11 protein-coding genes and 2 pseudogenes are annotated in these 13,716 nt (G+C 67.1%); 4 read left to right on the top strand and 9 right to left on the bottom strand.

The genetic code is table 11. The annotated features are described in order from the left end of the window. Positions 1-627: 627 nt before the first annotated feature. From IE275_RS45085 to IE275_RS45075, 3 genes and pseudogenes are all read right to left on the bottom strand, one after another. Positions 628-2,991, bottom strand: a complete 2,364-nt coding sequence (locus IE275_RS45085) for a type I restriction-modification system subunit M/S (RefSeq protein WP_189718513.1) — start codon at positions 2,989-2,991, stop codon at positions 628-630. Positions 2,992-3,287: 296 nt separating this feature from the next. Further along, positions 3,288-3,515, bottom strand: a complete 228-nt coding sequence (locus IE275_RS45080) for a hypothetical protein (protein ID WP_189718512.1) — start codon at positions 3,513-3,515, stop codon at positions 3,288-3,290. An 82-nt stretch (positions 3,516-3,597) separates the two neighbouring features. Next, positions 3,598-4,174: pseudogene (locus IE275_RS45075) on the bottom strand (FtsK/SpoIIIE domain-containing protein); the annotation flags it as partial. Positions 4,175-4,410: 236 nt separating this feature from the next. Between IE275_RS45075 and IE275_RS45070 the strand changes: the two are divergent. Both IE275_RS45070 and IE275_RS45065 read left to right on the top strand, forming a co-directional pair. Further along, positions 4,411-4,926: a DUF6023 family protein gene (locus IE275_RS45070; protein ID WP_229871429.1), complete on the top strand. Its 516-nt coding sequence runs from the start codon at positions 4,411-4,413 to the stop codon at positions 4,924-4,926. 417 nt (positions 4,927-5,343) lie between these two features. Then, entirely contained in the window at positions 5,344-5,607 is a 264-nt protein-coding gene (locus IE275_RS45065) for a DUF7660 family protein (RefSeq protein WP_189718511.1), read from the top strand. Between the two features lie 1,716 nt (positions 5,608-7,323). On the opposite strand, the gene gad is transcribed toward IE275_RS45065, so the two are convergent. From gad to IE275_RS47495, 4 genes and pseudogenes are all read right to left on the bottom strand, one after another. Beyond that, on the bottom strand, positions 7,324-8,688 hold the full coding sequence (gene gad, locus IE275_RS45060) for a glutamate decarboxylase (protein ID WP_189718510.1): 1,365 nt from the start codon (positions 8,686-8,688) through the stop codon (positions 7,324-7,326). Between the two features lie 246 nt (positions 8,689-8,934). After that, positions 8,935-10,002, bottom strand: coding sequence for an FUSC family protein (locus IE275_RS45055; protein WP_229871426.1), 1,068 nt, complete (start codon positions 10,000-10,002; stop codon positions 8,935-8,937). Between the two features lie 145 nt (positions 10,003-10,147). Next, a pseudogene (locus tag IE275_RS46675) lies at positions 10,148-10,301 on the bottom strand (HNH endonuclease); the annotation flags it as partial. Positions 10,302-10,706: 405 nt separating this feature from the next. Further along, positions 10,707-10,781 carry a 50S ribosomal protein bL37 gene (locus IE275_RS47495; RefSeq protein ID WP_100661309.1) on the bottom strand — a complete coding sequence of 25 codons (75 nt, stop codon included), beginning with the start codon at positions 10,779-10,781 and terminating at the stop codon, positions 10,707-10,709. A 738-nt stretch (positions 10,782-11,519) separates the two neighbouring features. On the opposite strand from IE275_RS47495, the gene IE275_RS47490 reads away from it, so the two are divergent. Continuing rightward, positions 11,520-12,152 carry a uracil-DNA glycosylase family protein gene (locus tag IE275_RS47490; protein WP_373299398.1) on the top strand — a complete coding sequence of 211 codons (633 nt, stop codon included), beginning with the start codon at positions 11,520-11,522 and terminating at the stop codon, positions 12,150-12,152. Here IE275_RS47490 and IE275_RS45045 read toward each other — a convergent pair. Then, the gene (locus IE275_RS45045) at positions 12,112-12,609 is read right to left on the bottom strand and encodes an ion channel (protein WP_189718508.1); all 498 of its coding nucleotides are present in this window, start codon (positions 12,607-12,609) and stop codon (positions 12,112-12,114) included. The genes IE275_RS47490 and IE275_RS45045 overlap by 41 nt on opposite strands. Positions 12,610-12,740: 131 nt before the next feature. After that, positions 12,741-13,313 (bottom strand): hypothetical protein, encoded by a 573-nt coding sequence (locus tag IE275_RS45040; RefSeq protein ID WP_189718507.1) that lies wholly within the window; start codon positions 13,311-13,313, stop codon positions 12,741-12,743. Positions 13,314-13,527: 214 nt separating this feature from the next. Here IE275_RS45040 and IE275_RS45035 point away from each other — a divergent pair. Then, on the top strand, positions 13,528-13,716 hold a 189-nt coding region (locus IE275_RS45035), incomplete at its 3' end, for a hypothetical protein (RefSeq protein WP_229871423.1).

Below are 13,716 nucleotides of genomic sequence, written 5' to 3'. Positions count from 1 at the left end.
GAGGGGGTCAACTTTCAAGCGTCGCCACTGGTCCACTTTTCAGCCGTCGCCGACAGTCGGGAACCCGCGCCGTCGACCAATGCCTAGACGTGCGCGTATCTACAGGCTGCGGCCCAGTGAGCCCAGCAGAACCCCACCTCCCCCTTTCGCCCAGGTCAGCGCCCGATCCGGCCCCAAATGAACGCAGCTTCCCAAGCTGAGAGCGCGACTTCGATTCTCGTCACCCGCTCCATGAAGAAGGCCCAGGTCACTGACCTGGGCCTTTTGCTGGCCGGAGACGGGACGGCAGCAGAGCCGGCGCGGAAGGCCGTCGCCGAGTTCGCCGCATCCGTGGCTTGCGGGGGTCGGCCGACCGGGCTCAGCCGCGTGGGCGGTCGGCGCGGGTCAGCTCTGTCGTTTGAGTTCACGGACCGCCGCGGGCAGTGCGAGGCACAAGGCGAAGGAGGTCGCGAATCCGCCTCCACCTGCCAGAACGACATCAGTGGGGCCACCACCTGACTGGAGTACCAACAGACTCACGAAGAGGCCGACCACCATGGAGCAGGCAACGTACAGAGCCAACCACAGTTGCCACGTACGTGCGGAACGGGCTGTTGATTCGGGCATGAACGTAGGTCCTTCCGAAAGTCAGGGGCGACAGGGAGAAGAGACGCGTAGGGAGATCGGCGGTAGCAGGCCGTCACAGTGCTCGACCGAGCCGTGCAGCAGGTGTTCGGTGAGTTCGGCCCGCAGTCGGCCAAGTGCCGAGACGTACGAGGCGTACGCGTTGGCGCGTCGGCCGAGCTCACCGAGAAGATCCATGCTCAGCCGCTGCTGCCCGATCGGCGGAAAGCGCACGGGAAGGTGGCCCAGAGCCGCGGAGCTCAGCGACGGGGCTGCCGTGGCCGCTGCGCGGTGGGACATCCACTCGCGCGCGTATCGGAGGCCCAGGTAGGCGTGGAGGTACAGGGGGTCGATATCGGCGTCCCGGAGTACGCGCAGACGCGTCACGTTCGAGCTGAGCAGCCATCCGGCCTGCGTGCCGGAGACCAGCGCGGGTTGTTGCTGCGCGCCTGTGCGTACGCAGACGATGTCGTCCGGGAGCAGTTCGAACTTCTTGAAGCGCTCGGCCGTCTGCCACGGCACGCGGTCCCGGGTTTCGTCCGCGATCCTCCCGTCAACGAGATCCTGCGGGAAGACGAGTGGAACACCGGCATCCGCCGTGCGTGCCGCCGCTGGTAGGCGGGTGTACGACGGCCCGGGTTGAATGTCGCACAGGTCCTTGAGCAGTGCCTCGTTCCAGCCGCCGGGTCCCGAACCCGTGCGGTAGCCGTTCCCCGTTTCCCTCGCCCGCCGCTCCAGCGCACATAGCCTGTCCGTCTGCTCCGCCACCGCGTCGCCGGCTTCGAGCAATGCGGCTGTGGCGGGAGCAGCGCCGTAGGTCCCGCTCCCCAGATAGTCGGCAGGGCGGAGTGAACATCCTTCGTCGGCGACGACCTCACGGGCCACGACGACAGCGGAGAAGCCTCGCTCGGCAGCACGTACCGCGTACTCGCTGTCCGGGCACTGTTCCCCGTCCAGCCAGGGGCGGACCACTGCCGTGATCGCGTCGCGATCCTTGTCTCGCAGGACGCGCCGGCGTCTGACCTTCGTTCCCAACTCCTGGGCGTCGACGAACAGGATGCCTTCCCTCGACGGATGCTCCGCTCGCCGCAGAACCCACAGGGACACCGGCACAGGCGTCGCGGAGAACAGATGGGATGGCACCGTGATGACGCACTCCACGGCACACCTGCGGACAAGGGCGCGGCGGATCTCGCGCTCGGCGGCGTTCACCGAGTTGCCCGCCTTGACCGGCATGACCACCACTGCCCGCCCATCGGGTACCAGCGCGCCGAGGACGTACTGCACCCAGGCGAAATTGTCATTGCCCCGTGGCGGTGATCCGTACGGCCAGTTTCCCGTCCGGCGCCCGGGGCCGGGTGCGTCGCTCATGTTGAACGGAGGGTTCGTCAGCACCACGTCGACACCGTGTTCACGGTTCGGTGGCCATCGGTCGGACCGGGTGCTGGTCAGCTTGGGCCGTACGCCGAGGTGGAGAAGGTACAGACTCGCGACGGCTTGCAGCCGGCCGTCGAGGGTCTCGCCGTACAAGGTCTCACGCGCGCCTCCGATGTGGTGGTGCGCAGCCGCCAGCATCTCTCCCCCTCTCGTGTAGGGGTCGAGCACCGTGGTCTTCTGTCCCGGGGTCAGTACGAGTGCCGCGGACAACGAGGCCAAACCCACCGGGCTGCAGAACTCCGAGCTCTGTAGCCCTTCCCTGGCGCTGAAGGACTCCCAGACGAGCTGGAACGCGCCGACGCCCGTGCCCGCCGCCGTCCGTACTGCCGTGGTGAGGTCGTCCCAGCTCCGCGGTTCCAGTTGCAGCAGGCTGCCGCGCATGTCGGTGCGGTCGCCGTTCCGGCGCAGCGTGTCCTGCGCCATGTCGCCGAGGCAACGGAGCAGCGACTGCACGTCTCGGGCCCCTTGGCCTGACGACATGACGTCCTCGACCCGGCGCCACCGCTCCGGTTCCGCATGTCGTGCGTACATCACGATCAGACAGAGATGCACGAAGTCCGCCATCGTCGCCGGACCTCGGACCCGGTCCGCGAGCGGGCCCATCAGCTGGTCGACTGCCTTCTTGTCCTCGGTCCCGATGCGTTGAGTGCTGCTCCCTACGGCTCTCGGCACCGCGGACGGCCGGTCGCCTCCGGCCCGGCGGAATCGGTCGGCGAAGGTGGTTCCCGCCTGTTCCCCCTCGAGCAACTGCGACTGAGGAATGGTGCGGTCCTTCAGCCATCGCATGATCTCGGCCTCGTGGAAGAGTTCCGTATCGCCGGAGCGCACGGGGGTGGGGAAGTCCTTGTACCGCCGGGCCCAGTTCGACACGGCCGGACGCTTCACGCCTGCACGCTCTGCTATCTGGTTTCGGGTGACAAGGCCGGTTTGTTCATTGCGTGCCAACTGCACGTTGACTCCTGGTTGTTGGGCTGACCGAGGCTTCGATGTGAGGACCCTAGGAGGGCTGGGGCGTACGATCCAACCGCGCATTCACCGTGCTCAATGAGTCCACCTGGGCGGAGCGGTGGGCAGTCTGCACCACAACGGCCACGGACGAGACGAAAAGAGCATGTGAAAGCGGGTCAGACAACGTTCCCGTGACCCTTCCCTCAATCCGGAACCAACGATTACAGGGGTTAACAAAAATCTCGGTCGGTCTTCTCGCGCATACCCGGGAGCTGGGAAAGCCAGGTGACGCCGAGGGACTAGGTGGGCTTCTGGACCCCGGCGGGTGCGGAGACGCGGCGGGGCAGGGGCGCGAAGCGCACACGTCCCTCCCCAGTTGCGCCGGGGAGGGACGTGCGGTCGAAGGCCGACACGGTCAGGGAGTGGCCCTCCCCGTCGAGGGTGAGGATCGGCGTACGGGTCGTGCCGTACCGGGCGAGGCGGATGATCGTGTTGCCGTCCGCGTAGAAGGCCATGGAGGCGGTCATGAGCGTTCCTCTCCGATTCGGGCATGGCGGGGTAGGGACCTGGCTCGGGACGGCCGCGCCGGCCGGTGGTTCGGGGTGGGGGTTACTCGGTGACCGGGCGGGAAACGGTCGCCGTGCCGGGGGCCGCTACGGGCGCGGGCGGGACGTACGGCCGGAAGGGCGAGAGCTCCGGTACGTCCGGGCCAGGTGCGCCGCCTCACGGCAGACGGCCGCAGCGGCGGCGAGGGACAGGTAGGGGGTTCGGATGCGGGACCAGCCGCCGGAGGTGTCGCCGACGACGGCCAGGCCGGGCAGTTCGGGGGCGCTCTTGGCGGAGACTTCGTCATTGACGCGGTGGCAGACGCGGCCGGTGAGCTGGCCCCGGAGCATGGCCGCGCCCTTGCCGAGTTCGGCGCCGAATCGCTGCCCGCACACTTCGAGGTAGATGACGACCGCGCGGCCGAGTTGGGCGAGCCGGATGAGGGGAGTGACCATCTCATCCCGACGTTCCTCGTCCTTGCGGGTGGAGACGAGGAAGAGTTCGGCCACCTCGTCGACGAACAGCACGATGGGAGCCGGGCGTTCGCTTCGGGCAGCCCCCAGATGTCTGAGGTGATCTCCTCCTCCAGGGTGCCGGGCGCGATGCCCTGCCGGGCCTTGATCAGGTCGTATCGGTCCTGCTCCCGGCCAAAGTCGCTCCGCCGACCTTCGTGGGCCGACTGCCCTTGTATGAAGTCACTTACGGATCACGGCCTGCGGCCACCGTGGGGGTAGTCCCTTGCGCGGGAAGTATGTCGAACCTGTGCACCAATCTGGTACCGGTGCCCAAATTGCATGCGTGGCGCGGGTGTTCACACGGGATGATCACATGGTTCTGTACACCTGCTTGGCTTCTGAGTGCACTTCGGGGGAATTCATGTACCGCTTCACCCGCCACACTGGCAGTGCTCTGACTGCCGTCGCGCTGATTACCGGCATGGCAACTGCCTGTTCTGACTCGCCTGCGACGTCCAAGGCTCCGCAGTCCCAGAAGACGGCGAGCTCCACCGCGGCTCCCACAGCGCAGTCACCCTCTCAGTCCGGCCGGGAGCAGCTGAACAAGGAAGCCCGCGACTTGCTCAACATGACAGATCGCTTGGAGTCGGACGAGGGCTTGGTCTCGTCCGGCTCCCTCGCGGTGCCCGGGGAGAACTTGGACAAGACCATCAAGTCCGGCACCGCCCTGCGGGTGGAGGTGGCATGCGCAGGGGAGGGCACGGTCACTTTCACAGTCGCCTCAGGCACTGCCAAGACAGCCAAGCGCGTCGACTGCACGCAGCCGACGACGGACGGGTTCGACTTCACCACGGCCGGGCCGGGTCTCGCGATCCAGGCGGACTCACCCGAGGAAGAAAGTGTGGGCACCGCCTATATAGTGAGCCACATCTCCTGACGGTCCCGGCTGACGGCCCTCGTCGCCCTGGTCTGGCTGTTGCGGTACAGCAGCGAAGTACAGCAACCACAGCTACCGATTCTGCCCGGTAGCCTCCTCGTAGGGTCATGAGGCGACAGGTATGACCGCTACCGACCGATCCATATAGAGCTACCGATCAGATGCTGCTCCTCCGCCAGCGCCCCCAGGAAACATCAGCGGTGAGTGTCTGACTGCGTGACGACGCCGACGAACAGCGGCGGACAACCACGGACGTCTGCGGACCATCGCGGCAGGTGAGAGGTACATCGGCTGGAGGTCAGGCACTCGCCGCAGTTGCTTGGGGACGAAGAGGTCGTGGGTTCAGATCCCTGCCACACCGACATGGGTCAGCAGCACCATCGACGGAGATCCCCGCGTGATGACTAGGGTGTCGCCATGCTGCAGCTACCGCCTGGCCGCCCCGAGGACGAAGTCACGAGCAGGGAAGAGCTGGTGGCCTTCATCGCCCAGCTCCGGGACGACTTCGTGGAGCGGGGCGAGCAGTGGGAGAACGCCACCCTGGACCGCTTCTTGGATGCGCTGACCGCCTGGATCGATTCTTCCCCCAGCTGGTACCGGAACTTCGACCAGGAAATGCCGGCCAACGGCGACTGGACTCTCTTTGCTCGTGCGCTGAGTGCCGCGGTCGTCTACGAGTAAGCAGCCACGCCCCACCCGGCACCAGTTCGATCCTCAGCACCCGCACCACAAGCGCACCAGATAGAGCGGGGAACACCGGGGAACCACGGTAGAAGCAACAGAGCCCAGCAGAACCCCGCCTCCGCTGTTCGCCCAGGTCAGCGCCCGATCCGGCCCCAAATGAACGCAGCTTCCCAAGCCGATGACTCAGGCGTTGTCGTCACGGGCTGGCCGTCACGGCTTGCTCTGGCCGACGGCACCGACAACGTGGCTGAGGCTCGTGGGGGCGGAGCGAGGCACACGCGTGCGTGGTCGGTCAGCCCACCCGCCATCGCGCTGACTGTCGTCGGCTGAGGTTCAGGCGGGGCGCAGCGAGGTGCCGGCCGTCAGTCGAGTGCGGCAGAGCTGGGACGTCCCTGGGCCGTGCGAGGTTGCTCAACAGCGGCCAATGACAACCAATGACGACGACCAGGCGCACGAGCCCACCGCCCCTGAGCTGGGAAGCAGCAGGTCCCCAAGATCCCCGGCAAGACCCAGGGCAAGAAGAAGCAAGCCGGTCAAGTGACAGGTTCAATCGGCACGAGGTGGAGCCGACGCACGTTGACCGCATCGAGCGATGACGGTTACATCACGAGGGTGAACACGACCGCGTATTGCGGAGACACGCGGCCTTCGCTCTGATGTGATCTCACGATAAGCCGCAGGCTGAGTGCGTCGGCACCATCGTGGCGTTCGAGAGGTAGCACGCGTTGGGATCACAAGCCTGGTGGGAGGGCCTGGCCAAGGTTAAGTGGCCCGATGTTCCGCCAAGCGTCATCGCGCGCGGAACGTGGTACCAGCAGAGCATGCACAGCGCCCGCTGGAGGGCCAGGTTGCTGGATCTGACGATCCTGGTTCTAGCTGCAGGGGTGCCCTTCGCCGTCGCGATCAAGGCCGGCAACTGGGTTGTTGCGCTTCTAGGCTCCCTTATCGAAACCGAGGTGGTTCGCTACAAGCAAGCCTTGGATGAGTACAGCGACGAGGCCGCCGGCCCCAGGATTTCTTGCCGTACGTGTGGAGAACATCGCCGCAGTCGAGACAGGCACCTGGGCTCAGCGCCTCCCCCGGCCTGCCGCCCCGAGCACGAGCAGCGGCAGCGGCAGTGGGTGAGCGTCTAACTGCGTGACAACGCCGACGAACACCGGCGGACGACCCCGAACGTCAGCGGACCATCAGCGCAGATTAGAGCCACACCAGACGAAGGCAGCGCCCCCACCCGCGTTGCTTCGCGACGAAGGGGTCATCATCCAAGGTCTCACCGCCCATGCTTCCGCCGACCCGGCTCGGATCATGCCGGTTGAACTTGGGCATGGGCCGGGATCACACCACAGCAGTCGTAAAGGAAGCACGCGACCATCTTCCGCCCACGGCCGCGCTGCAACGATCCTCGTCTCGATCGCCCATGGAAGCGCCAACAGCCGGACCATGATTCAACGATTCTCTGCTGGTCCAAGTGCCTGCGCGAGCGCGGGCAGGCGGGCGAAGCCCGGAAGTCTTCCGCGGGCCAAGGAGGCGCCTCCGGCGGGGGCCCTCAGACTCCGGGACGGATGGGGCGCCGTTCGCGAGTGCCGGCGGATTCGTGGCGAGTGTCGTGGGCTCCCACCCCGTCGGCCTTCGACCCAGGCAGAGCCGAGCAGTCGCGGCGCAGGCCTGCGGACAACACCGCCAGCCCGTCCCCGGGGGGGCCGGTTGCGGGCGTCAGTAGCCGGTGCCGCGCTTGACCTGGGCCCGCTCGGTTCCATGGGTCGCACCCTTGTCGTCCAAAGTGCGACACGCGTCGTCAATGTCCTGGCTCAGACGCTCGATCTGCTCGCGGCTCAGGGTCTCCTTGACCAGGGCGCGCATGATCTTCACCCGCTCCGCGTTGGGCGGGAGCGTGTACGCCGGCACCATCCAGCCGCGCTCGGCCGAGAGCTGCCAGGCCACGTCGGACTCGTCGTAGGCGTGCTTGCCAGCCAGACGGAAGGCGACCAGCGGCAGCTGCTCGAGGTCGCTCCCGATCACTTCGAAGCGGCCGCTGTCGCGCAGGTTGTCCGCCAGTGCACGGGCGTTCTCCTGCATCATCTTCATGACGTAGGTATAGCCCTGACGGCCGAGCCGCACGAAGTTGTAGTACTGCGCAAGCACCATCGACGCGCCGGTGGAGAAGTTCAGCGTGAACGTCGCGTCGGTCTTGCCCAAGTAGTTCTCGTAGAACACGAGGTCCTTGGCCAGGTCGGACTCCTCACGGAAGACCAGCCATCCGATGCCGGGGTAGACCAAGCCGTACTTGTGTCCCGAGACGTTGATGGAACGGACCTGTTCGAGCCGGAAGTCCCATTTCGAGTCCGGGTAGAGGAAGGGCCACACGAATGCGCCGCTGGCTCCGTCGACGTGGATCGGGATGTCGAGGTCCCGCTCCTTGCGGACGTCCCGCAGGAGTTTGTCGATCCCGACGACATCGTCCTTGTGGCCGGTGAACGTGGTGCCGAGGACGGCGACGACGCCGATCGTGTTCTCGTCGAGGTGAGGCTCCACGTCCTCCGGGCCGATCGTGTACTTGCCCTCGGCGAGGGGTACGATCCGCGGCTCGACGTCGAAGTAGCGGCAGAACTTCTCCCACACGACGTGGACGTCTCCCCCGAAGATCAGGTTGGGCCGGTCGGTGGACAGGCCGGCCGCCTGGCGGCGCTCGCGCCACTTCCACTTCAGCGACAGCGCGCCGAGCATGATCGCCTCGGACGAGCCCTGGGTCCGGCAGCCGGCCGTCTTGCCCGGCGCGTGGAAGAGGTCGGCGAGCATGCGCACGCAACGCTGCTCGATCTCGGCGGAAATCGGGTACTCCGCATGGTCGATGAAATTGCGGTGGAGATTCTCGGCGATCAGCCGTTGCGCCTCCGGCTCCATCCAAGTGGTGACAAAAGTAGCGAGGTTACGCTGCGGGTCACCCTCCATGGCGAGATCCACATCCACCAGCCGCATGGCGTCCGTCGCAGTCATGCCTTCTTCGGGAAAGGTCTCCGAAGGAGCGGGCACGGTCAGGAAGCGGTTGCCGAACAGAGCCACAGCATCACTCTTGGTCATACCGGCGACTCAAGCACGGTCGGAGAGGGAGCCATGCTCAGGACCTGCGGATGGGCTCGGGATGCACGCGAACGGCGTACCTTCCCCGGCGATCGACGACGCTCGCCGGCCGCGGGCCGACCAGCGTGATCACCCAGGCGGCGAGGGCGAGCCAGAGCAGTACCTGGCCCGGCGTCCGCAGCCGTCCGCCCCTCGCCGACCCGGCCGGCGCCCGTGCCGCGCGCACGTCGAACAGCCGTCCGGCCGTCAGGTTGGTCGTGGTCGCGCTTTGGCAGTGCGTTTGGCTAGCAGACTTGCCAGCAGCAGGACGATCAGGCTGCTTCCCACGCCGCACAACGTCCACAGCAACCGGTAGCCCTCGGCGGCATAGTCGGAGGGCTGCGGAAGGTCCACCAGAATGAGCGCGCCTGCGGCGATGGCCGCACTGTAGAGGCTGTAGTTCCAGAAGCGGATCCCCGCCCCGTGCATCAGCAGGACGAGCGCCACCACTTCGAGGCCGTGCTGGACCGCAAACAGCCTGATTCCGTCTTCGTTCGTGGGCACCAGCAGCAACGACGCGGCCACGACCGCACCGATCAATGTTCCGACAAGGCGTTGCGCGCTGACGAGCGCGGCCTGTTCCAGGCTCGGCTTCATCGCGACCATGGCCGCGATCGGGATCCAGGAGCCGTGCGACAGATCCAGTCCGAACGCCAGCGCCACGGTGCCCGCGATGACCACGGCGCGGATCACCGCGAACAGGATCAGCGGCCGGGTCAGCTTCCTCCGCGAGGTGTCGCCCGGGAGCTCCGCGAAGGGCTGGTTCTGATCCGTACGTCCCCGGATCAGCCACCAGAGGAACGTCACCACGATCCACAGTGCCGCCCCTCCGCTCCAGGCGAGCACCTGAGCCCAGATGTAGCTGGTGACGTGGACCGCTTCGTGGAGGCCGAACTCGTATCCGATGGCGACGACGAACCAGACGTTGAGCAGCACGGCGTCGATGAGTCTGCGGACCCCCAAGGCGGCGGCCAGCCCGGCGGCCAGTGTGACCGCGAAAGCCGCGAGCACCATCCAGCCCCAGGCATCTGCCCCGATCTCGAACGCCAGCGCGGTCACCCCGGCACCGACCAGCGCAAAGACTGCTACGGACACCGCTCGGTGCCGGTAGCCGCCTCCCGGATCACTCAGTGCCGCGAACAGCAGACCGAACAACGCGCTGAGCAGGTACACCTCATGCCCAATCGCCCAGAAGACGAACAGCGGCACCAGCCCGGCATCCAGGAACGCCACCGCTCGCGGCCAGTTCAGCCCTGCGGGATTGAACTCGAACACCTTCGGCAGCCACCTCATGGCCTTACCCCTGCCAACGGGCCGTGCCGCTCGTCCGCTCTCGCTCGCCACGGGCCGCTCGCTCTCTTCTGGCCATCGGATGTGCCGGTCGAGCGTCGAATTATCCGATTGATGGAGGTCGCCACGTCGAGGTCATTGGCGTAGGCCTCGCGCCGGGTCGCGGTCCACTGCGATGCCCCGGAGTCCCAGGCCTCGGCCAGCGGGACCATGTGGCCGACGTCCAGGCCGGAGGCGGAGGTGATCCACTTGGCGTCGCAGTACGACCACCAGCGTCCGCCGGACTGCTTGCCGCCCGAGGGATTCGACTCGAACTAGCGAGCCGAATGGCTGCCCGCGTTCACCGGACAGGCGTGCCATCGATCGCCCAATGGGGCGTGTCCTCACCGGGCAGTCGCCCGTGACAGACCCCAGCACCAGGCCCGCGGCAAGGGCGGGGAGGCACCCATGAAAGCAACGGCACAAGGTCTCTACCTGCCGCGTTACCCAGAACCCAACGGGCCTCCGGAGCCGTGCGCGCAGGTTCGAACGTTCCCTGCCCCTGTGGAAAGGCGGCCAACCCCGAGAGCCGGCCCCGGTCAGCTCGGGTCCGGCTCTTTGCCGTGTTCCCGCACCACTGCGGGTTCCCAGTCCTTGACCCCAATCCGGGCGACGAAGACCGGGCCCCCTCGGCGTCTGCTCAAGTTGGCTCAGGCGTTGGGGCGCTTGCCGTGATTGGCCTTCTTCTTCTTACGGGCACGTCGCTTGTTCCCTCGCTTGGCCATGGTGCACATCTCCCTAATTCGTGACTTTCCATGCCTTTGCCAGTCTAGATTCGGCCTGGAGTGTCCGCATCAGCCGGTCCGTCATGATCAGGCCTGGGCCGTCCCTGGGCCGTCCGAGGCCCCCGAGGTCACCCGAGCTGTCTCGGACGGGCATGACCCGGCCTACCAGCTCCAGACGAGCCTGCTCACCCTGAGCTTTGGCGTGGCACTCATCAGGCTCTGCGAGAGCCCGCGCCGGCCACAGGTGAGTGTCCAACTGCGTGACAACGCCAGCGGACAACGACGGACGGACGCGAACGCCGGTGGACCGTCAGCACAGGTAAGCGGCGCACCAGTCCAAGGCTGAACACTCACCCAAGTTGCTTCGGGACGCAAAGGGTCATCACCCACGGTCTCACCGCCCCGCTCCCGCCGGCGCGGCTTGCTCCGGTCGACGGCATGGCAGCATGGCTGAGGCTGGCGGGGTGCAGCAAGGCACACGCATGCGTGGTCGGTCGGCGCACCCGCCATCGTGGCCGACTGCCGTCGGCTGCGGTTCGTGCCACTACCGTGCCAGATGCAGGGGTCAGCCACGGTCAACAGCAGTGGCGTGCGGTCGAGTTGCCGGCCACCGCATCAGGTATCGAAGCCGCAGGTCAGTAGCAGGACATCACATCCCCAGCCTGTCGTGCAGGGAACTCGCCCTGTCCTGGGAGTTGGTACCGGTGCCCATCGTCTCACCCCCGCTCGCGCGGGGAAGTGACCGTCGAGCGCCGGGACGTCGGCCCGCACGACGTGCTCATCGAGATCGCCTACTGCGGCATCTGTCACTCCGACATCCACTTCGCCCGCGAGTGGGTGGAGAGGCTGCGCGACAGACTCGGCGACGGAGAGTCCGTGCCGTGGTTCGACCCTGCCTCCGGTGGCGTAGAGGCCCGCGGCCTGTTCCTCCTGGAGGCACCGGGCCAGAAGTCAGTGGGTGCGGAAGCCGGACTGCGCCGGACCGGCACCGGCATCATCTGCGTCGACAACGACGACCAGACGGCACAGAACTGCTGGACGCTCCGCTCCGAAGCCGGTCTGCCGTACCGGGAGTCCCTGCACTGGAACATCGTGCCGTGGTATCTGGGCAGCGCCGATCGCATCGCCGCGCCCGGACAGACGGAGATACAGACCGCGACTCAACTCGCAACGCCCCCTAGCCCCACCCTGGCCACGGCCGGCTCTTCGACCAACATCCGGACCGCACACAGGCCAGAGTCCGACCACTCCCCCTCAATCCAGCGTCTACGCAGGTCGCTGGCGCCTGTGGCATCACACGCGGCGGTCAGCGGTGGATCCGCTGGACGGGCTATGCGCCGTCGGCGTCTCCCGGCTGCCGACGACGGCTGACCGCACCCAGGATGACCTTGATGGCGAGCCCGAGGATGACGAGATCAGCAACGATCTGCCCGGTGACCACGAGCCGTGCCGGCTCGGCCTTGGCCGTGATGTCGCCGAACCCGACCGTCGAGAACACGGTGACGGCGAAGTACAGCCCGTCGGTGTGCGTCAGCCGCCCGCCGAAGTTGCCGGCCGACATCGTGGACATGACGACATACGTGCTGGCGAACAACAGCAGGAACAGCGGAACGCTGGTGGTCAGGGCTTCGACGGCCCGCAGGCCCGGGAACGGCGACCGGAGGATCGCGCGAACCTGGAACGCGACCAGTCCGACGAACACCACAAGCCCGATCAGCAGCATCGTGACGGCGCCCCAGGCCGAGGAGCGGTTCAGGGGCAGCGCATAGTAGACGGCGACCAGCGCGGTGGCCGATCCCACGATCCGCAGCACGGCCCACGCGATCATGCGGCGTGAGGGTCTGGTCTCACGTCGGGCAGCCGGCCCCAGGCCCGCGCTGTCAGTCAACGCCCCCACCGCAATCTGCTGACGGCGGGGCGGAACGACGGGTTTCGCTCTTGCCGCACGCTGCGATCCGCCTAGCGGTTCGTGCTGGGGGGCTCGCCGACGGCGGCGCGCACCCAATCGTCGGCGCTGCTGGGGTCAAGAGCGGCGAGAAACTCTGCCAGCGAGCCATCCCAGCTGCCTTCCGCACTGTCGGCCGCTGCCGCGGCAACCATCTGCCGCGTCCGGTGGTCCTTGCACCGAACCAGCACCAGGGCTCCATGCGGGCCGACTTCGGCGAGGAGTTCGTGGGCCCGGTGCTCATCCGATCCGGTGTGCCCTTTCCGCACGCGAGCGGCGTGGACCCCACTCTTTGCGCCTCTCAGCATGGAGAACAGGCCGATGAACCCGACCACCCACGACAGCGAGACACGGATCAGCGTGTACATGAAATCACCGGCCGACAGCACCCGAGACACGGTTACCCTCAGCGACCCATCGGGGTTGCTTCTGACCACGACAGCAGTCGTGCCACCCTTGCGGGCCTCCGTGCGGAACCCCCGCCCGAGCGACGCCAGCATGTGCTCGGCGTGACGGTAGCTGTCGAAGCGGGCGAGGACCACCGATGCTTCCCCGGATTCCGCACCCGGGTTGGACCCAGACGTCATGCAAGGCCTCCCCGTTCGCACAGCTCCGGCATTCCCTCGCCCTGGTCCTCGGTCTCGCTCACCACACATGTCTACCGCGCAGCATCCCTGAGCTGCGGTCTGACAAGCCGAGGCTGCTGAATCCCGGCAACAAGTTGTCAGGTCGGGCCCGAGACTTCCCACGGTCCGGCCGGCGCGGCTTGCTCTGGTCGACGGGCGGATCGCGGTCGTCCGGGTGCAGTATCCCGACCAGAGCCGGCTGTCGGCCGAAGACCTCGACGCCCTCGTCGATCTCGGCGACCGGCTGCGCGCCGAGCTGCCCCTGCGCATCGAGATGGGCGGGAACCTCTTCTACGTCTTCTCCGACCCGGACGGCGGCGCGAGCGAGCTGATCGGCCTCCTCGCCGCGGCCGCGATCCTGTTC

This window comes from Streptomyces phaeofaciens, from assembly GCF_014648915.1.
Taxonomy (GTDB): Bacteria; Actinomycetota; Actinomycetes; order Streptomycetales; family Streptomycetaceae; genus Streptomyces; species Streptomyces phaeofaciens.
The sequence above is the reverse complement of the archived record's forward strand: the minus strand, read 5'-3'. Positions and strand labels throughout refer to the sequence as shown.